Below are 20,596 nucleotides of genomic sequence, written 5' to 3'. Positions count from 1 at the left end.
AGGATGAGTAAGAAGTAAATTTCTCAGGGTTCTGACGATGCAGATAAGTGCTGATTATCTTAAAGAATTTATTTTTGAGAAAGGCTATCTTCATGATTGCGAAATCAGTGAATTTTCTTTGAGTGGGGAATTTCTTGAAGTTTCAATTCTGAACTTGAATGAAAATTTTAATGGTCTGCCTGAATGCTCGGGATCGCAGTCCGGGCGCATTATTTTTAATGGGGTTAAATTGGTTCGGGTTGATGTTTCTGGCATTGATGGAGGGCTTCGAATATACGAAGCATTGTTTAGCATCGAGGACGAGATGAAGATTATGGAATTTTTGTTATCTCCGGCAGGTAGGATCACTGTACATTCTTTGGATATATGCTTGAAATTAATAAATGCGGTTTAGGAGCTTTCGCTATCAGTGGTTGGGAGAGGCGGGCCGTGATGTTTGGGCGCCTTCTTTGTCAGGTTGCAGTACGCATGGTGTAGCACATTGGGATGTTCAAACACCTGGCGGCGGCTACATAAATGTCTACCCTGGAGGGCGGAGACGATGACTGATGATGTAATCGAACTCGAAGCACTTAGAGTTAGGTTCTATTCCGCAAATGACGAATCGGCGTTTTTTGACTGGGCGAAGAAAATCCCCTGCATCGAAAAATGCGAGGGTCATGGGCCAGTCATTTATTTGCGTGTCAGTGCGGGTGCAATCACTGAAAATTGCTTGCGCGAGCTGCTGTCATTATTTCGACGTTATGAAATTTCCATGCAACAACTATACGCATTCGACCAAGAAAAATTTTCAACTTGGTTTCGAGACAAACGCGCATATTGGTATGCATCGATCTTTGAGGTTTAGTAGGGCGGGTTCAAGCCCAACGTGATATCCGAAGTCCCGCCAAAATTCTCCTTCGTGTTCACACCGGTCAATCTGGCGCCGTTCCCGGTCGCGAGCAACTCCCCGACACTGACCACCGGCACGCGGGCCAATTTTTGGATCTACTACCCGTTCGAGGGCTGGCGGGTTTAGGGGCAGTGGGTGTGACCAGTGACGGCACGCACATCGCCCAAGATGTCCGCAGGCCGGCCGGTCTCAGGATGCGCCATGGCGGCCGCCCTGGATCCTTAATACGGGCCTTGCTTCGCCATCGTTACAGGTCTACAACATAGTGCTGAGGATCCTGTTGGGCGCAGCGCCGTCGTGCCGGTGTCCAGCTCGCCCGTATGAACGGTGTTCTTGTTCGATTGATCGGTGGAGGCGTCCCGTGGAATCGCAGGCCTGTCCCAGACCGGGTGCCGTAGCGCGTGCGGTGTGCCGCCAACGCGATGGACACATTGCGCAGGTCCATGACCTGGTGGCTGCTGAGGTGCCGGTGGCGTTCGCCTACAACGATGCGCCTTTCGTGGTGATGATGGCCACACCCGAAGATCTGCAGGATTTCGCTTTGGGGTTCTCGCTCAGCGAGGGCATCGTGGTAATGCCGGCGCAATTGCGCATTGTCGCCATCGAGACTCACTTGGAAGGCGTGTCGCTGCGTTTGCAGATTCCCCCGCAACACGCTGCCGCGCTGCAGTCACGGCAGCGCAACCTGGATGGGCGCAGCGGTTGCGGTATCTGTGGCAATGCCGCGTTGGAGGCGGTGTTGCGTGCGCCGAAGCGGCTCTCCGCCAGTCTCCCAATCGCGGCGTCGGCACTGGCGCGCGCGTTGCGCGAATTGCGCGAACAGCAGACGCTCAACGCGTTGACCGGCGCCACCCATGCCGCAGCGTGGGCAGACGCGCAGGGCCAGATTCGTCTGATACGCGAGGACGTTGGTCGGCACAACGCTTTGGACAAGCTGATCGGGGCGTTGGCTGCTGCAGGCATCGATCCGGCCTGCGGTTTCGCTGTGATAACCAGCCGCGCCAGTTACGAGATGGCGCTGAAGGCCGCGCAAGCCGGTATCCCGTTGTTGGCCGCGATGTCCGCGCCGACGGCGCTGGCCATCGCGTTGGCCGATAGCGCCGGCCTGACCCTGATCGGCTTCGCCCGCGATCACGATTGCGTTGTCTATAGCCACCCGCAGCGGTTTGCTTTGTCCGAATATTCAGGAGAACCCGCATGAGCAAGAAGACCATCCAGGCTTACACGCAGCCGGCGGGTGGCTGGGGCGCGCTGCGCTCGGTTGCCAAGCATCTGTTGGAACAGGATGTGGCCGTGCAGGGTGCAAAAACCCTGCTGCATGCCAATCAGCCCGATGGGTTCGATTGTCCCGGCTGCGCTTGGCCTGACCGCGAACATACCTCGACCTTCGAATTCTGCGAGAACGGCGCCAAAGCCGTGGCCGCTGAATCCACCGCACGCCGTGCCAGTCCGGCGCTGTTCGCGCAGTACAGCGTCGCGCAGTTGGCCAAGTACAGTGACTATTGGCTGGAAGGCCAGGGTCGGCTGACCCATCCGTTGCGCTACGACAGCGCCAGCGACCACTACGTGCCAGTGGAATGGGATGCCGCGTTCGCGCTGATCGCGGAGCATCTCAATGGTCTGGCCTCGCCCGACGAAGCGATTTTCTATACCTCTGGGCGCACCAGTAATGAAACCGCGTTCTTGTACCAGTTGTTCGTGCGCCAGTTCGGCACCAACAATTTTCCCGACTGCTCGAACATGTGCCATGAGCCGTCGGGGACGGCGATGGGTGCGCAGATCGGCGTCGGCAAGGGCACGGTGTCGTTGCACGATTTCGAACTGGCCGATGCGATCTTCATCTTCGGCCAGAATCCCGGCACCAATCATCCGCGTATGCTCGGTGAACTGCGCCAGGCTGCCAAGCGTGGTGCGTCGATTGTCGCATTCAATCCGTTGCGCGAACGTGGGCTGGAGAAATTCGCTGATCCGCAGGACAAACTGGAGATGCTGTACAACGGCTCCACGCGGATTGCATCGGACTACTTTCAGTTGAAGATCGGTGGCGACCTGGCCGCGGTCAAGGGCATCATCAAGTACGTGCTCGAGCGCGATGCCGAGGCCGCGCGCGCGGGGCAGCCGCGGTTGCTGGACGTGGCGTTCATCACCCAGCACACCGCCAATTTCGATGCGTTCGCCGCCGAGGTGACCGCCGAGCCGTGGCACGTCATCGTCGAAGAATCCGGGTTGAGTGAAGTCGAACTGCGCCACGCCGGCGAGATCTACCTGAAATCGGAGCGGTTGATCGCCTGTTGGGGCATGGGCATCACCCAGCATAAGCATTCGGTGGCGACGATCCAGATGATCGTCAACCTGCTTCTGCTGCGCGGGCATCTGGGGCGTCCCGGTGCCGGCGTGTGTCCGGTCCGTGGTCACAGCAATGTGCAGGGCGACCGCACGATGATGATTTACGAAAAACCTCCGGTCGAGTTTCTGGATCGGCTGCAGACCGTGTTCGGTTTCGATCCACCGCGCGCGCATGGCTACGACACGGTCGCGGCGATCGAAGCCATGGCCGATGGGCGCGGCAAGGTGTTCTTCGGCATGGGGGGGAACTTCGCCACCGCCACGCCCGATACCGAGGTCACTCATCGCGCATTACAACGTTGCGATCTGACGGTCCACGTGGCGACCAAGCTCAACCGCAGTCATCTGGTGCATGGCCGCGACGCGCTGATTCTGCCGTGTCTGGGGCGTACCGAGATCGACATCCAGGATGCCGGGCCGCAGCATGTCAGTGTCGAGGATTCGATGAGCATGGTGCACCTGTCGGCCGGGATCAATCCGCCGGCCTCGCCGCATCTGTTGTCGGAGGTGGCGATTGTGGCGCGTCTGGCCGAGGCCACCTTGGGCACGCGCAGTGCCATCCGCTGGCGCTGGCTGGCTGCCGACTACGATCGCATCCGCGATCTGATCGCACAGGTCTTCGACGACTTCGCCGATTTCAATGTACGCGTCCGCGTACCGGGGGGCTTTTGCCTCTCCAATTCCGCCCGCGAGCGCGTGTGGGAGACGCCGGAGCGCCGCGCGGTGTTCAAGGTGCAGGCGGTGCCGACCGACCATCCGATCCACCGTGCGCGCCGTGCGCGTCCGGGGCAACCGGTGTTCACCCTGGCCACGACGCGCTCGCACGATCAGTACAACACCACGGTCTACGGCCTGGACGACCGCTATCGCGGTGTGTTCGGCGAGCGCCGGGTGGTGTTCATCCATGCCGCCGATATGGCCGAGCTGGGGTTGCAGGCCGGGGACTGGGTGGATCTGGAGAGCCTGTGCGAGGACGGCGTGCGCCGCCAGGCCAAGCGCTTCATGTTGGTCGCGTACAACATCCCGCGTGGTTGTCTGGCGGCCTACTATCCGGAGACCAACCCGCTGGTGCCGCTGTCCAGCTTCGCCGACGAGGCGCGCACGCCGACCTCCAAGTCGATTCCGGTGGTGGTGACGCCGCATGTGGCCGACCCGGTCGCCGCCGCGCCCCGGGATATCGGAATGACGCTTGTCAGCTGATCCGCTGCTGACCGCGCGCGTGCTGCAGGTCTTGGCGCAAGCGCCGCAGGGGCTGCCGCTGCCACGTCTATGCAAACGCCTGGATGTGCGCATGAGCGTGCTGCTGCGCACTCTCGCTTGGCTCGGTGAAGCAGCGCTGGACGGGCGTCCAGGGCCAGGATGGGTGCTGCTGTGTCGTCACGATGCGCGCGAGTGGGCGCTGCTCACTGAGGCGGGGCGGGGGGAGGCTGTCGCACAAGCGCGGATGCAGGGCGCTGTGCCTTGAAACGCTGCCAATCGGCCTCGTGCGCTCGATCTTTCATGCCCGTGTGGGATTGATCAGCGTGCAACGATGGGGCAGGGCGGAGCGCTCGTCCCGGTCGGAAACGCTGTCATCATTGTGTTTGTCGCATGAATTTTGTGATAGAAATCACATAAATGTGAAGAAGGGCATCAAGCTTCTCGCCATTACGCCGATCACGCGCTGAGCAATAGCGCACGTTCCTCCGCCACACAAACGGGACATGACGCGATGCAATGGTGGCGGGGCGAGTGTCGGCCTGCCGGGGAACGGGCTCTGGGGAGTGCCGGACGATGCTGAAGCTGCGCGCCAATCGTTTGTCGTTGTACTTTGCGTTGACGATTCTGTTGGTGGGCATGGCGCTGACGTCTGTCGTGGCGTTGCAATTGCAGCGGGACAACGCACAGCACGTGCAGGCCCAATTGAACGTCAAGGCCCGTGCCACCTTCGACCGTATCGAAGACGCACTCTACCGCTATCAATACGGCTTGCGCGGCCTGCGCGGCGCGGTGCTGATTGCCGGCGCTGATCTACGCAGCGACCAACTACAGCGTTACCTCCAGAGCCGTGACCTGCCGCTTGAGTTCCCGGGGGCCGGCGGCTTTGGCTTCATTCGCCGAGTGGCGCATGCTGACGAGGCACGCTTCCTCGCCGCCCAGCAGGCAACAGGGCGAGAGGATTTTCGTATTCGCACGCTGGCGCCGCATGCTGGCGACCGTTTCGTTATCGAATACATCGAGCCCAGTGGCAATAACGCTGCACAGATAGGGCTGGATATCGCTTCGGACCCTTCCTGTCGCGCGGCGGCTTGGGCGGCGGCGCTGAGCGGAGAGCCGCGCCTGAGTGGTCCGGTCACCGTGGCGCAAGCCGGTGCACAAGGTGCGCAGGCGTTCCTGATGTTGTTGCCGGTGTACCGCAGTGGCCTTACCCCATCGACCGTGGCCTTGCGTCAGCGCGAATTGGTGGGCTGGACGTATGCGCCATTGCTGATGCCGCAGGTGATGCAGACGCTTAACGTTGATCCCAAGCGGATCGAACTGGCCTTGAGCGATATCAATGCCGACGCTACGACGATTCCGTTCTATCGCAATGCGCCGCACGCTCCACTCGCGCAGGCCCCGCACGCATTCCTGGAGCGCAGCGTGATGGGGCGGCACTGGCATATGCACATGGCCGCTGGCGGGGATTTCGTCGCGGCCAACGCCCTGTGGTCGGTAAGCTCTGCCATCATCACGGGAGTGTTGCTCAGTGCACTGGCCGCCGCGCTGGTATTCGCCCTTGGCAATAATCGTCTGCGACGCAAGCAGGTTGCTCGCGATCATGCAAACCTGATCGCAGTCTTGCAAAGCTCCGCCGATGCCATCATCGGCCAGGCATTGGATGGCGTGGTGACCAGTTGGAACCGTGCCGCCGAACAGTTGTTCGGCTATACCGAGGCGCAAGCGGTCGGCCAGCGCTTGTGCGATTTGATCGTGTCGCCCGAGCTGATGGACGAGGAAGAGTCTGTGTTGGTGCGTATCGCGCGGGGCGAGCATGTAGCGCATTTTGAGACCCTGCGCCGTCATGCCAATGGTTGCCTGTTGGATGTGCTGGTCAGCGCCTCGCCGATTTATGACGCGACCGGCAAGCCGGTCGGTGCCTCCATGACGGTGCGCGATGTGTCCGAGCAGAAAGCGGCGCGTGCACAAATTCTGGCACTCAATGCGACCTTGGAGAGTCAGGTTGCGGCACGCACAGCCGAACTCAGCCGTAGCACCGCAGTGCTGGAGAGCGTACTCGGTGCTGCTTCTGAAGTGTCGATTATCACCACTGCATACGATGGCACGGTCGCGCTGTTCAATACGGGAGCCGAGCGTCTGCTCGGCTATCGCCGTGAGGAGGTCGTGGGGCGATTGAATGCGCTGGCGTTCCATTTGCCTGAGGAGGTCAGCACGCGGGGGCAGGCGCTCAGTGTGGAGCTGGGCATGCCAGTGGAAGGTTTCCGCGTGTTCGTCGAAAAGGCCGAGCGCGACGGCGCCGAAACCCACGAATGGACCTACGTGTGCCGCAATGGCGACACCCGCCAGGTCAGCCTGGTCGTCACCCCGATTCTGGCCGAACAAGGTAACGTCACCGGTTATTTGGGCATTGCGCTGGATATCAGCGAACGCAAAGCAGCCGAGCGCTTGCTCGCGCGTAATACGGCGTTGACTCAGGCGATTCTCGATACTGCGGTTAATCCGATCATCACCTTCGATGCGTATGGCAAGGTACGCTCGTTCAATCGCGCCGGCGAGCGCGTGTTCGGCTACAGTGCCGGGGAGATCGTCGGTCAGAGCGTGGGTATGCTGATGCCGGAAGCGCATGCAAGCCTGCACGAGGCGATGCTCAAGGATGTCTGGCAGGTCGGTCCGGAGTGGCATGAGGGCATGGATGGTGGCCGCGAAATGCAGGCGCTGCGTAAGAATGGCGATACGTTTCCGGTCGAGATTTCCCTTGGAACGATGTGGATGGATGGCGAGTGCCTCATGGTGGGGGGAATCGCCGACATCACCGAGCGGCATCGGCAGCGCAAGGCGCTCACTGACGCGCGCGACCAACTGGCGATGGCGGCGGCCGCCGCCGAACTCGGGATCTGGTCCTGGAGGCTGAGCGACGGTGCGCTGGAATGGAACGAGCGCATGTTCGAGATCTACGGTTGGCCGCTGGAGTTGCGCGAGAAGAGTCCGTGCTATGAGGACTGGCGAGGCATGGTGCATCCGGACGATCTCGGCTTCACCGAGGTGAGCCTGCAGAATGCGTTGGAGGGCCGTGGCGTTTACGACCCGGTGTTCCGTATCCTGCGTGAAGACGGCACGCAGCGGCATATCCAGGGTGGCGCGCACACCGAGCGCGATGCGCAGGGGCAGGTCATCCGGGTGATCGGCATCAATCGCGACATCACTGAGCAGTTGCAGGCCGAACAGGAACTGCGCCATGCCAAGGCGCGCGCCGACGATGCCAGTCAGGCCAAGTCCTCGTTCCTGGCCAACATGAGCCATGAGATCCGCACGCCGATGAATGCGGTATTGGGAATGCTGCAACTGTTGCGCCGCACCGCGCTGGATGCGCGTCAAGGCGACTATGTCGGCAAGGCACACAAGGCCGGAACCTCGTTATTGAGCTTGCTCAACGACATCCTCGACTATTCCAAGATCGAGGCTGGAAAGCTACAACTCGATCTGCATCCCTTCAGTATGGAGGAACTGTTGCGTGATCTTTCGGTGGTGCTGTCAGGCAACCATCAGCGGCCGGAGGTCGAGATCGTGTACCGCCTCGGTCGCGACATCCCCGACCGTTTGATCGGCGATAACCTGCGCTTGCAGCAGGTGCTGATCAATCTGGCGGGCAATGCGCTCAAGTTCACCGAACACGGACATGTGCTGTTGAAGGTGGAGCTGTTGCATCGGCAGTCGCAGGCGGTGACGTTGCGGGTGACGGTGGAAGATACCGGGATCGGCATCAGCACCGAGCAGCAGCAGCGCATTTTCCACAGTTTCACCCAGGCCGAGGCGTCGATCAGCCGGCGTTTCGGTGGTAGCGGCCTGGGTTTGGTGATCAGTCGGCGCTTGATCGGCATGATGGGGGGGCAATTGCAGTTGCACAGCGTCCTTGGCGAGGGCAGCCAGTTTTGGTTCGACCTGTCACTCGCGCTGGACACGAACGACAGTGCGATTCCCATCAGCGGCCTGGGTTCTGCCCGTCATGTACTGGTGGTGGACGACAGCGCCTTGGTGCGCGAGTCGTTGATCGATGCGTTGAGCGCCTTCGGTTGGGACATGGCGGGCGTGGGCAGCGGCGAAGAGGCGATCGCGCAAGTAGTGCAGGCGCATGAACACGGCAAGCGCTTCGATGCTGTGCTGATGGACTGGCGTTTGCCGGGCATCGATGGCGTCGCCGCCGCGGCTGCGATACGAGCCGCCTGTGCCAGGCCCCCAATGGTATTGATGTTAACCGCCTACCAAAGCGATGTGTTCGGCGAGGCGCAGCGTCATGCCGAGGTACCGTTCGCGGATTACCTGGTCAAGCCGGTGACGTCGTGGCAGGTGGTGGAAACGCTGGAAAAGATGTTGTGCGATGAGATGTCGCCGTCCACCTCGTCCTTGGCATTGACCGCGTCGGCCCATGTTGCGCGTCTGCCAGGATTACGTGTGTTGGTCGTGGAGGACAACGCCTTGAACCGGCAAATCGCCGAAGAGTTACTGCGAGCAGAGGGCGCCATCGTGGCGCTGGCCGAAGACGGTTTCAAGGGTGTGCAGTGCGTGTGCGAGAGCGGCGAGTGCTTCGATGTCGTGGTGATGGACATGCAGATGCCGCAAGTGGATGGTCTGGAGGCCACCCGGCGCATCCGAGCCGATGCACGTTTTGTGAACTTGCCGATTCTGGCGATGACGGCCAATGCGGCGCAAGACGATGTGGCGGCCTGCCTGCAGGCGGGGATGAATGCGCACATCGGCAAGCCAATCGATCTGGAACAGATGGTGGATGCGCTGTTGCGATTGAGTCCTCGCACGAGTGCCCCATCAGTGGTTGCGACGATAGCGCAGTCGCCGCCGCGTCCGGCAGTGCCACTCGATGCGATCCTGGCCCGCTTCGGCAACAATGTGGACCTGTTCATACGGATGCTCGATGCGTTCGCCAGCGAACATCTTGCGCTGTTGCAACAGGTACACGCTGCGCTTGCGCGACACGATGCGCTTGCCGCTGCGGATGCGGCGCATGCGGTGAAGGGGAGTGCCGCGACGCTGGGGGCCGTGGTGCTGGCGCAGTCGGCGGCAGAACTGGAGCAGGTGGCGCGCGCAGGTTGTTTGGTCGATGCCGATCCCGCGCTGGCCGACTTGTTGGCTGCGGCTAAACAGGATCTGGAGATGCTTTGCGCCGCTGTGGCGCCATTGCGCGCTGTGCCGCAGTCGCGTGCCGTGGCATCGCTCGATCTCCTGCGGCCCTGGTTGCTTGAGTTGGAGCCGTTGCTGCGCCGGTCGGATATGGCGGCGCTGGCGGTATTGGAGCAGGCACCGTCTGGCGTTTCTGGTGCATGTGCGAGGGACTATCTACGTTTGTGCGAGCAGATACAGTCACTGCATTTCGATGCCGCGTTGACGAGTTTGCGCGGTTTGCTGGAGCCAGCCTGCGCATGAGTGAGTTTGCCGCCTACCGTCGTCTTGCTCCGGATGGCAGACGACCGCGTGTTCTGATCGTGGACGATCAGCCGATCAACATTCGTGCATTGCACGAGCTGCTGCGCGATGGGTGCGAGGTCAGCATGGCCTTGGATGGGCATCGCGCATTGGCCCTGTGCCGGGAGCAGCCGCCGGATCTTGTTCTGTTGGACGTGATGATGTCGGGCTTGGACGGCTTGCAGGTCTGTCGTCGCCTCAAAGCCGATCCGGCGACAGCGGACATTCCGGTCGTCTTCGTCACCGGACAGAATGCGCCGGAAGACGAAGTGGCGGCGCTGGAAGCGGGTGGCGCGGATTTCATCAGCAAACCTGTGCAGCCGGTGGTGGTGCGGGCCAGGGTGCAGAATCAGTTGATCATGAAGCTGCAAAGCGACATGTTGCGCGAGGTCGCGCTGCTGGATGGGTTGACCGGTATCGCCAACCGACGCCGTTTCGATGCAACGCTCAGTACGCACTGGCAGGCATGCGCGCGCGAGGGCAAGCCTTGTGGGGTGCTGATGATCGACGTTGACTACTTCAAACGCTATAACGATCACTACGGTCACCCACTTGGCGATGCGTGTTTGCGTCTACTCGCGCAGACCCTCGCCGGTTGTTTGCTGCGTCCATACGATCTCATCGCCCGGTATGGCGGAGAAGAGTTCGTTGCGTTGCTTCCCGAGAGCGACGCCGAGGGCGTGCGCGATGTGGCCCAGCGCATGTTGCAGCGGATCGCGCAATTGCAGCATCCGCATGCCGCATCGCCGCTTGGACCATGGCTGAGTATCAGTCTGGGGGGGGCGGCGATGGTGCCTGGCGTGGATGCGATGGGGGAGCCATTGCTGGAGTTGGCCGACGCGCAACTGTATCTGGCCAAGCAGGGAGGACGTGCGCGGGCCTGCGTGATCTGAGTCAATTTCCATGCGGTTGTTGTTGTTTTGTCATGGTAAAAATTACGTGATCGTCGCGCGAATCTGCCAGAATCGGGATTGTGTCCTGTAGGTCGGTTGCCGATGTCCCATCCTCTTTCCGTGCGTAACTCTCCACGTCGTGTGCTGTTGGCCAGTCTGGTCGGCACCACCATCGAGTTCTTCGACTTTTACATCTATGCCACCGCCGCGGTGCTGGTGTTTCCAGCGCTATTTTTCCCCGATGGCGATCTCAATGCGGCGCGATTGCAATCGTTGGCGACTTTTGCCGTGGCGTTCGTCGCGCGTCCGTTGGGGGCGGCGCTGTTCGGTCATTTCGGCGACCGTATTGGACGCAAGGCAACGCTGGTGGCCGCGCTGTTGACCATGGGCTTGTCGACGGTGCTGATCGGTCTGTTGCCGAGCCAGGCGCATATCGGTGTGTGGGCGCCAGTGTTGCTGGTGCTGTGCCGGTTCGGTCAGGGTCTGGGGCTAGGGGGCGAGTGGGGTGGGGCGGTGTTGCTGGCCACGGAGAATGCGCCGCCGGGCAAGCGTGCTTGGTACGGCATGTTCCCGCAGTTGGGCGCGCCGCTGGGTTTCATGTTGTGCTCGGGTATTTTTTTGCTGCTGGGTGCGCTGCTGGACGAAACGCAGTTTATGCGCTGGGGCTGGCGGATCCCGTTTGTGGCGAGTGGGTTATTGGTCGGGACCGGGCTGTGGGTACGCCTGCGGATCCATGAAACACCGGATTTCCAGCGCACACTGGATCGCAATGAGGTGGTGCGCTTGCCCATGCTGAAGGTGCTGTCGCAGCATGTCGTGGCGATGCTCATGGGCATGCTGTCCTTGCTGGCGACCTTCGTCCTGTTCTACCTGATGACGGTGTTCACGCTTGGCTATGGCACCACGACGTTGCACTACAGCCGTGAACAATTCTTGTTGTTGCAGATGCTCGGTATCGTGTGTTTCGCCGTTGCCATCCCGCTGTCGGCGTGGTTTGGCGGTCGCTGCGGAACGCGTCTGGCGATGATCGTGGCCAGTTCCGCCATGGTGCTGTTCGGTCTGCTGTTTGCGCCGTTGTTCCATGGCGGCCAGCCTTGGCAAGTGCTGGGATTTCTGTCCCTGGGTTTTTTCTGTATTGGACTGAGTTACGGCCCATGCGGCACTTTGCTGGCCGAACTCTATCCGCCGCCGGTGCGCTATACCGGCGCGTCGTTGTCGTTCAGCCTGGCCGGTATTCTCGGTGCTGCGCCCGCACCATCTGTGGCGTCATGGTTGGCCTCCAATTACGGCCTGCCCTGGGTCGGTTACTACATCAGTGTTGCGGCGCTGCTGACCTTGCTGACCTTGCTGGCAATACCTCTACTGCGCCGTTGAATGCTTGTCCCTGTGGCGCGTGTTCGACTCGGTTGCGGCCACCGGCTTTGGCCAGATAGAGGTATTTGTCGGCTTCTACCAGAAACGGATGCATCGCTTGATTCTTAATCTTGCTGCTGCACACGCCGATGCTGATGGTAAGACGGAGCGTCTTTTCGCCGACGCTCACCTGCAGCTCGGCGACGCGTGCACGTAGGGTTTCGAAGTAATCGGTGATGCCCGCCTCATCGAGACCGGGCACCAGCATGCAGAACTCTTCACCACCAAAACGTGCGATCAGGTCTTGCGGGCGTGCGTGCGCGGTCAGCACCGAGGCGACCGCACGCAGCGCTTCGTCGCCGGCGTCGTGGCCGAGCGTGTCGTTGACGTGCTTGAAGTGATCCAGGTCGAGCATCGCCACGCTGACCGTTTGTTGGCCGGTCAGGCATTGCGGCAACGTGCGTTGGCTTTGCTCAAGGAAATGCCGGCGATTGGGCAGGCCGGTGAGGAAATCGCGGGTCGCCAGATCCTGCAGGGTGCCGATCAGTTCCAGTTGGTCCACGTTCTGCGATACCCGGCAGAAGAATTCTTCGCGCGAGAATGGTTTGCGCAGGAAGTCGTTGGCGCCGTTCTTGAGGAAACGTGGAACCAACGAGGCGTCGCTGGTGCCGGAGAGCCCAATGACCGCAAGCATGTCCCGCGCGCGCAGGGCGCGCAGCCGGCGGGTGAACTCCACACCCTCCATGCCTGGCATTTCCTGATCCACCACTGCCAGGCGGATTGCAGGATTCGCCTCCACTGCCTTCAGCCCGGCGGCACCGTCGGCTGCTTCCACGACTTGGTAGCCATACATCACCAGCAGGGAGGCCGCATAAGCCCGTGCCGACGCCGAATCGTCCACCACGAGCGCGGCGATGCGGCGATTGCGTACCAGCCGCTGCACCAACCACGCCAGATAGTCGATGGTGCCTGGTGCGTTTTTCAGTACGAAATCGATGATTTGCTGGTTCAGGATGCGCTTGCGCAGCCCTTCGTCGTACACACCGCTGACCACGACGGTCGGCACGCCTCGGGCGACGAAGAAGTCCACCACGCTGTCGTGGTTCCCATCTGCGAGCACCAGTCCGGTGAGCACCAAAAACCAGGGGCCGCCATCGTCCAGCGCGATGCCCGCCTCGGCCAGCGTGGACACGACAGTGACCTGCAGCTCAACGCGTTGCTCGATGGCCGCGCGTAGCAGGTCGGTGAAGGAGCGCGAATTCTCTACCAACAAGATGCGCTGCTTCTCTAAACCGCTAACGCGATCATTTATAATGGTAGAGGCCGACAACATGTGCGGCATGTAAGCCTCGCAGAGTGACGTTTCTGTATGAAACTGATTTAACGGCTGCGTCCGCGACAACTTTAGAGCGCGTGATTGGTTTCGATAGACAAATCCACGGGGCGTCGGTGTTGCGGATGCGGCGTTGGCGACAAGGCCAAATGCCTGCCCCAGCGCCGTGCTGTCGACCGCCAACCGGGATGGGGCGCGTGTTGCGCGGCTTGCCAGGGCCTTTCAGCGCTGGAACAGGCCTTGCATGGCACCCTCTGGCTGTCTTCGCATTTACGTCACATCGGGTCGCGTTCCAGGCCGCGATGGGGCTGCCTGCACCGCTGCGGTCTCACCACAGCGCGTCGCGTAGTTTGTACCAGGACATCGCCGCCGCCAGCAGCGGTGCACGCAACAGGCGGCCGCCCGGAAAAGGACGGTGCGGGATCCTTGCGAACACATCCAGGCGCTGCGACTGCCCAGCGATCGCCAGGGCGATGGCCTCCCCGGCCAGACCGGTCGTGGCGACGCCATGGCCGCAGAAACCCTGCGCGAAGTAGACGTTCGGGGTCAGCCGGCCCCAATGCGGGGTGCGGTTGCGGGTGATGTCGACATAGCCGCCCCAGACGTAATCCAGTTCCACCGTGTTCAGTTGCGGGAACACCTTGCGCATGCGTTGGGTGATGAATCCGCGCAGGCCTGGTGGCGGCAGTGCCGAATAGCTTGCGCCGCCGCCGAACAGCAGGCGGTGGTCGCGGCTGAGGCGGAAGTAGTCCAGTGCCAGGTTGACGTCGGCTACGGCCATGTCATTGCCGATCAGCGCGTGCGCTAGTTCCGCGCCGAGCGGCGTGCTGGCGCCGATGTAAGTGCCCACTGGCATGATGCGCGTTTCCAGTTCCGGGGCGATGCCTTGCAACCAGGCATTGCCGGCGAGGATGGCGAAATCGCCTTGGAGCTCGCCGTGTGCGCTACGCAAGATCGGTCGCGCGCCACGGATCAGCGTGGTCACCGGGCTTTGCTCGTAGATGCGCACGCCAGCAGCCAGTGCCGCGCGTGCCAGTCCACGGGCATATTCCAGTGGATGCAGGTGACCACTGGCCGGGTCGTACATCGCGCCACAATAACGCGCACTGCCTAGCTGCGCCTGCAGTTGCCGCCGGTCCCACCATTGCAGTGGGTAATCGTAGCGTTGCGCCATCGCGACAATGCCGGCGCGCAGTGCACGCTCGTGGCGCGGCGTGATCGCCACGTGAGCATGGCCATCGCGCCAATCGCAGGCGATGGCATGGCGTTGGATCCGCTCGCGTAGCAGGCGCATGCCATCGCGAGAAAAATCGAACAGCAGGCGTGCATCATCCTGGCCGAGCAGGGTTTCCAGGGTGTGTTGCTCGCAGCCGTAGCCGACGATGGCCTGGCCGCCATTGCGTCCGGATGCGCCCCAGCCTATGCGCTGCGCTTCCATGACCGCGACCCGATACCCCGCCTCGGCCAGCGTCAGCGCCGCGCTTAGACCGGTGTAGCCGGCGCCGAGAATGCAGACGTCCGCTCGTGCCTGCCCGCGCAGGGCGGGCTGCGCCGGCAGGGGCGTTGCGCTGTCGAGGTACCAGGAGCCTGGGCCCATGGACGGCTCGGTGCCTTGGGCACGGTGCAGCGGGGGCGGAGCGGTTCGGATCATGCTGGTTGACGGCGCATCAACGTCATCTCGATGGCGTTTCGAGCGATTGCTGTCTGGTGCCTGCGTGTACCCGCTTCTGGATCATTGCGGCTCTTCATACTGTCCGCAGGTACCAGCGATAGTCCACGTCGCTCACCTGCGTATGGAAATCCAGCATCTCGCGGCGCTTTTGCTGGCCGTAGATGTGGCGAAAGCGTGCACCGAAGCGTTCGCTGACGAAGTCGCTGGCCAGGAAACGCGCGATTGCGCCACGCCAGTGCGGGTGGCGCGGCGCGCTTTGCGCGTAGGCATTGCCTTGGGTCGGGGGTCCGGGCTCGATCTGGTGCTGCAAGCCGTATTCGATGCCGGCTAGCACGGCGGCGGCGACCAGATAGGGGTTCGCGTCGGCACCGGCGATACGGTGTTCGATACGGGTGTTGGCCGGGTCGCTATGCGGTATCCGCATCGCTACGGTGCGATTGTTGAAGCCCCAGCTATCGTTGAGCGGCACGAAGGCATTGGCAACGAAGCGGCGATAGCTGTTCGCATGCGGGGCAAATAGCAGCAAGCAGTCGTCGGCGACGTGTTGCAGCCCTCCGATGGCGTGCCGCAGTGCCGCTGTCGGGGCCTGTGGTGTGCAGGCGAAGACATTGTGGCCGGCAGCATCGAGCAGGCTCACGTGCACATGCAGACCACTGCCGGATTGCCCTGCCAGCGGCTTGGCCATGAAGCTGGCGAGCAGCCCCTGTTGCTGTGCGATCTCCTTGATCGCGCGCTTGAGTAGGACCGCATCGTCGCAAGCCGCCAGCGCGTCGGCGCGATGGGTGAGGTTGATCTCGAATTGACCGGGGGCGTATTCGGCGACCGCGGTGTCGGCCGGAATGCCCTGCGCTTGGCAGGCTTTTGCCACCGCGTCGATGAACTCGCGCTGCTCGTCCAGATCCTGCATCGAATAGACCTGGGTGCTGTCGTTGCGCCGCCCGCTGTGCGGTTGCAGCGGTGGCTGCGGGCGTCCGTGTGCGTCTGCGCATGGATCGAACAGGTAGAACTCCAATTCCACTGCGATTACTGCAGTCAGCCCAAGCGACTGCAATCGTGTCAGCACTTGCGCCAGAACCTGGCGCGGGGCGAAATCGAGTGCGTTGCCCGCATCCTGCATCGCCAGCAGCAATTGCGCCGATGGCACTGGCGCCCATGGAATCGGCCGCAACGTGCCGGGTATCGGAAAGCACAATCGGTCCTCGTCGCCGATGGCGTAGCCCAGGCCGGTTTCTTCCACCGTGTTCCCGGTGATGTCGGTGGCGATCAGCGACATCGGCAGGCACACCCCGTTGCGATAGACCTTTTCCAGTGCCTGGCGAGTGATGCGTTTGCCGCGCAGCAGGCCGTTACAGTCGGGCAGTAGCAGGTCGATCTGCACGCAGCCGGTGATGTCGTGCAGGGTACGGGCATCGTCCGGGGGCAGCAGTGGAGTGTCGTGCATGTCGTCATCGCGGCGCACTGTGGTAACCCGATAAGCCTAACAGAGCGCCTTGGTGTCAAAAATACACAAAAGGTCGATATGTGTGGCTGGTCATGTGCTGCGTATCGCTGCGATGGGCCACGTTATGGTATCTGTCGGCCTAGTGTGAGATGCGCGGGAGCCGCACGCGCCATTTTGTGTCGTGTTGTAAAAATACAACGTGCGGGTTAACTTGCATCGACGCCACACGAGTTTTTCGCATGGCTGTATCGCCTCTGGTCGGCTTACCGACCGACTCCAAGCTTATTGGTCAGCATTCCTTTCTGGCCTCCGGTGAAAAGTATGTGCGCGCCGCCATCGACGGTGCGGGTGTGATTCCTGTGCTGCTGCCTTTGCTGCAGCCGCCGGTCGATCCATATGCGTGGTTGTCCCGGCTCGACGGTCTGTTGCTGACGGGTGCGGTCAGTAATATCGAGCCGCATCATTACAGTGACGAGCCGAGCTGGCCTGGCAATCCGCATGATCCGGTACGGGATGCGAACATGCTGGACATCATCCCGCAGGCGATTTCCATGGGGCTGCCAATTTTGGCGATCTGCCGCGGTTTTCAGGAGGTCAACGTGGCGCTAGGGGGGACTTTGCACCAGCAAGTGCATACCCAGCCTGGGCTGTTGGATCACCGCGAAAACCCGCATGCAACGCTGGAGATGCAGTTCGCATCGGCGCATGAGGTGACCTTCAGCGAAGGGGGCTGGTTGGAGGAGATCGCCGGCGGTGCGCGGGCGCGTGTGAATTCTCTGCATGGTCAAGGTGTGGCTCGGCTCGGCGGCGATCTGATTGTCGAGGCGCTGGCGCCAGATGGCCTGATCGAAGCGTTTCGCGGTGTCGGTCCGGGATTCCTGTTGGGCATGCAGTGGCACCCGGAATGGCGTGTCCTCGACGATGCGTTTTATCTGCGCATCTTCCAATTCTTCGGCGACGCGTGTCGCCACTATGCGGCCAGCCGCAGTAAGGACTAATCCCATGGCGAACGGTTCTCGCGCGCACAAGCACAGCTCTGAAAAACAGGAAAGCTCGCTGCGGCGCTGGTTGAAGGAGCGCCACATCACCGAGGTCGAATGCCTGGTGCCGGACATCACTGGCAATGCGCGCGGTAAGATCATTCCTGCCGCCAAGTTTTCGCACGATTACGGTACGCGACTGCCCGAGGGCATTTTCGCCACCACGGTGACTGGCGATTATCCCGACGATTACGATGAGCTGATCTCGCCATCGGATTCGGACATGCAGTTGCGCCCGGATCCGGACACGGTACGCATGGTGCCCTGGGCCACGGATCCCACCGCGCAGGTCATCCATGATTGCTACACCAAGGAGGGCCTGCCGCACGAGCTCGCACCGCGCAACGTGTTGCGTGGCGTGCTCGCGGCATACGCGGCGATCGGTTACAAGCCGGTGGTGGCGCCGGAGTTGGAATTCTTTCTAGTACAGAAGAACACCGACCCGGATTTCCCACTGTTACCGCCGGCCGGTCGCTCCGGTCGCCCGGAAACGGCGCGGCAGTCGTATTCGATCGACGCGGTCAACGAATTCGACCCGATCCTGGATCTGATGTACGACTACTGCGATGCGATGGAACTGGACGTGGATACCTTGATCCATGAATCCGGTGCGGCGCAGTTGGAAGTCAATTTCACCCATGACGATGCGTTGTCGCGGGCGGACCAGGTATTCCTGTTCAAACGCACCATGCGTGAGGCGGCATTGCGCCATGGTGTCTACGCCACGTTCCTGGCCAAGCCGATGGAGAACGAGCCGGGCAGTGCGATGCACATCCACCAGAGCCTGCTGGACAAACACGGCAAGAATGTCTTCAGTGGTCGTCGTGCCGGCGAGTACAGTCGTACCTTTGCGCATTATCTGGCAGGTCTGCAGAAGTACGTGCCGATGGCGATGGCGTTCCTGGCACCCAATGTCAATTCCTACCGTCGTCTGATGTTCGGCGAGGTGTCGCCTAGCAATGTGCTGTGGGGATTCGATAACCGCACCTGTGGCCTGCGCGTGCCGATCGACACGGCTGAGAATATGCGTGTGGAAAGTCGTTTCGCCGGTTCCGATGCCAATCCATATCTGGCGATGGCGGCGACACTCGCCTGCGGGTTACTGGGCATACGCGAGCAATTGGAGCCGACCGCACCGACGACTGGCAGTGGTCAGGTAACCGGGTACCAACTACCACGTTCGCTCGGCGAGGCGCTGGATGGGTTGCAGCACTGTGCGCAGCTGCAGGAATTGTTGGGGCCAAGATTCGTGCGGGCGTATATTTCGGTCAAGCGCAAGGAATACGAGACATTCTTCCGGGTCATCAGTTCGTGGGAGCGGGAGTTCTTGTTGTTGAATGTATGAAGCACTCAGCGCGGCCCGCATCGGCTAGTGCATGATCGGTGGTCGTCTTTCATCAATGGATCGATCATGAGCGCGACCGGCGTGTCCATTCCTCTGCCTCGCGACTTGCCGCATATCGAACGCATCTGCCACTATTGCACGCAAGGACGCCGCGCACGTGCTGGGTAAATCGCCTGAGTCTGGCCTGTTGCGCTGCGCTGAGATGCTATCGGTCTGTTGTGTGTCGCGCGCTGCCTGATGCTTCCCGATTTTCCATGGACCCCAGGAGCCATGTCATGACGCCGCGGCGACGCATTCTTTGTTTGCTTTCCTTTTCGGTGACGTTGCTGGCCGCCTGCGACGGATCCGGCGGTGCCGATGGGCGCAACCCGGGTGTGGACGCAGCAAAGGTGCTGAACGTCTACAACTACTCGAACTACATCGCCGAGAGCACCATTCCCGATTTTGAAAAAAAGACCGGCATCGAGGTCACCTATGATGTGTTCGACAGCGACGAGATGGTGGAAGCCAAGCTGTTGGCCGGCGGCAGCGGCTACGATGTGGTGGTGCCGACGTTGAATTTCTTCGGCCGGCAAATCCAGGCTGGCCTGTTCCTGCCGTTGGACAAGCGCAAGATCCCAAATCTTGCCAACCTCGACCCGCAGATCATGCAGCGCATCGCGCAGCAGGATCCGGGCAACACCTATGGCGTGCCATACATGATCGGCACCACCGGCATCGGTTACAACGTGGACAAGGTCAAGGCGGCTTTCGGCAGCACCGACGTCGCCAATAGTTGGGATCTGGTATTCAAGCCCGATTACCTGGCCAAGCTAAAGGATTGTGGCGTGACCCTGTTGGATGCGCCCGCGGACCTGATTCCGATCGCGCTGCATTATCTGGGTGAGGATCCGCATACCACCGATGCGGCCAAGCTTGAGCAGGCCGCCGCGTTGCTCACACGCATCCGCCCGTATGTGCAGAACTTCAACTCCTCGCAGTATGTGACCTCTCTGGCCAACGGGAGTACCTGTCTGGTGGTGGGGTGGTCCGGTGACATCATCCAGGCGCGCGATCGCGCCGAGGAAGCCAAGAACGGCGTGCATCTGGCCTATTCGATTCCCAAGGAGGGCGCGCCGCAGTGGTTCGACATGCTCGCCATCCCCAAGGATGCCAAACATCCGGAGAACGCGTATGCCTTTATCAATGACCTGCTGACGCCGGCAGTGGCTGCGGCCAATACCAATTTCATCCATTACGCCAATCCGGTACCGAAGGCGACACCGCTGGTGAATCCGCAGATCCGTCACGATCCGACGATCTATCCACCGCCAGCGGTGGCGGCGAAGATGTTCACTTATGCGATCAACCCACCCGAGGTGGACAAGCTGTACACCCGCCTGTGGACGCAGATCAAGACCGGCCATTGAACGACAGGCGCGGCGTCTTCAGTGGTTAGATCGTGTGCCACGCCAATGGCGCGGTGGATGGTGCGTGATGCACGCCGCGTCACGTTGCCATCTCCCGGGGTGATGCGAAGTCGTTGATCGACGCCTAGAGCGTGTTATGAACTTTGAAGTAGAGACGTTGCATTTCCAAGCATGAGGATGGAGAAGACGACGAAGTG

The 20,596-nt window shown here is 61.3% G+C and carries 14 protein-coding genes; 11 read left to right on the top strand and 3 right to left on the bottom strand.

Annotated elements, in window-relative coordinates:
* The first annotated feature begins 37 nt into the window (after window positions 1–37).
* The 8 genes from XALGPE39_RS15675 (at window position 38) to XALGPE39_RS09445 (ending at window position 12,180) form a co-directional block, all read left to right on the top strand.
* Window positions 38–394, top strand: coding sequence for a hypothetical protein (locus XALGPE39_RS15675; RefSeq protein WP_152624868.1), 357 nt, complete (start codon window positions 38–40; stop codon window positions 392–394).
* A gap of 147 nt (window positions 395–541) precedes the next feature.
* Window positions 542–847: a hypothetical protein gene (locus XALGPE39_RS15670; protein WP_152624867.1), complete on the top strand. Its 306-nt coding sequence runs from the start codon at window positions 542–544 to the stop codon at window positions 845–847.
* Window positions 848–1,253: 406 nt separating this feature from the next.
* Window positions 1,254–2,093, top strand: a complete 840-nt coding sequence (gene fdhD, locus XALGPE39_RS09470) for a formate dehydrogenase accessory sulfurtransferase FdhD (protein ID WP_045727968.1) — start codon at window positions 1,254–1,256, stop codon at window positions 2,091–2,093.
* Entirely contained in the window at window positions 2,090–4,438 is a 2,349-nt protein-coding gene (locus tag XALGPE39_RS09465; RefSeq protein ID WP_045727967.1) for an FdhF/YdeP family oxidoreductase, read from the top strand. The genes fdhD and XALGPE39_RS09465 overlap by 4 nt, the downstream gene beginning before the upstream one ends.
* Complete coding sequence (locus tag XALGPE39_RS09460; protein ID WP_045727966.1) at window positions 4,428–4,703, top strand: hypothetical protein; 276 nt, start codon at window positions 4,428–4,430, stop codon at window positions 4,701–4,703. Before XALGPE39_RS09465 ends, XALGPE39_RS09460 begins: the two co-directional genes overlap by 11 nt.
* A 308-nt stretch (window positions 4,704–5,011) precedes the next feature.
* Entirely contained in the window at window positions 5,012–9,874 is a 4,863-nt protein-coding gene (locus XALGPE39_RS09455) for a PAS domain S-box protein (protein ID WP_045727965.1), read from the top strand.
* Entirely contained in the window at window positions 9,871–10,806 is a 936-nt protein-coding gene (locus XALGPE39_RS09450) for a diguanylate cyclase (RefSeq protein ID WP_045727964.1), read from the top strand. Before XALGPE39_RS09455 ends, XALGPE39_RS09450 begins: the two co-directional genes overlap by 4 nt.
* 102 nt (window positions 10,807–10,908) lie before the next feature.
* Window positions 10,909–12,180 carry an MFS transporter gene (locus tag XALGPE39_RS09445; RefSeq protein ID WP_045727963.1) on the top strand — a complete coding sequence of 424 codons (1,272 nt, stop codon included), beginning with the start codon at window positions 10,909–10,911 and terminating at the stop codon, window positions 12,178–12,180.
* Here XALGPE39_RS09445 and XALGPE39_RS09440 read toward each other — a convergent pair.
* From XALGPE39_RS09440 to XALGPE39_RS09430, 3 genes are all read right to left on the bottom strand, one after another.
* Window positions 12,119–13,492, bottom strand: coding sequence for a diguanylate cyclase (locus XALGPE39_RS09440; protein ID WP_161795353.1), 1,374 nt, complete (start codon window positions 13,490–13,492; stop codon window positions 12,119–12,121). The two genes, XALGPE39_RS09445 and XALGPE39_RS09440, sit on opposite strands and share 62 nt — an antisense overlap.
* Before the next feature lie 328 nt (window positions 13,493–13,820).
* Window positions 13,821–15,089, bottom strand: a complete 1,269-nt coding sequence (locus XALGPE39_RS09435; protein WP_045729102.1) for an FAD-binding oxidoreductase — start codon at window positions 15,087–15,089, stop codon at window positions 13,821–13,823.
* 148 nt (window positions 15,090–15,237) lie between these two features.
* Window positions 15,238–16,605 carry a glutamine synthetase family protein gene (locus tag XALGPE39_RS09430; RefSeq protein ID WP_045727962.1) on the bottom strand — a complete coding sequence of 456 codons (1,368 nt, stop codon included), beginning with the start codon at window positions 16,603–16,605 and terminating at the stop codon, window positions 15,238–15,240.
* Window positions 16,606–16,844: 239 nt separating this feature from the next.
* Between XALGPE39_RS09430 and XALGPE39_RS09425 the strand changes: the two genes are divergently transcribed.
* The 3 genes from XALGPE39_RS09425 to XALGPE39_RS09415 all read left to right on the top strand — a co-directional run bounded on the left by XALGPE39_RS09425 (window position 16,845) and on the right by XALGPE39_RS09415 (window position 20,399).
* Window positions 16,845–17,603 carry a gamma-glutamyl-gamma-aminobutyrate hydrolase family protein gene (locus XALGPE39_RS09425; RefSeq protein WP_045727961.1) on the top strand — a complete coding sequence of 253 codons (759 nt, stop codon included), beginning with the start codon at window positions 16,845–16,847 and terminating at the stop codon, window positions 17,601–17,603.
* Window positions 17,604–17,607: 4 nt separating this feature from the next.
* Window positions 17,608–18,990 (top strand): glutamine synthetase family protein, encoded by a 1,383-nt coding sequence (locus tag XALGPE39_RS09420; RefSeq protein WP_045727960.1) that lies wholly within the window; start codon window positions 17,608–17,610, stop codon window positions 18,988–18,990.
* Between the two features lie 275 nt (window positions 18,991–19,265).
* Complete coding sequence (locus XALGPE39_RS09415) at window positions 19,266–20,399, top strand: polyamine ABC transporter substrate-binding protein (RefSeq protein WP_045727959.1); 1,134 nt, start codon at window positions 19,266–19,268, stop codon at window positions 20,397–20,399.
* Window positions 20,400–20,596 lie beyond the last annotated feature (197 nt).

Origin of the sequence: Xanthomonas sp. GPE 39 (assembly GCF_000963005.1) — a bacterium.
Taxonomy (GTDB): domain Bacteria; phylum Pseudomonadota; class Gammaproteobacteria; order Xanthomonadales; family Xanthomonadaceae; genus Xanthomonas_A.
This window is presented reverse-complemented; position numbering and strand designations above follow the sequence as displayed.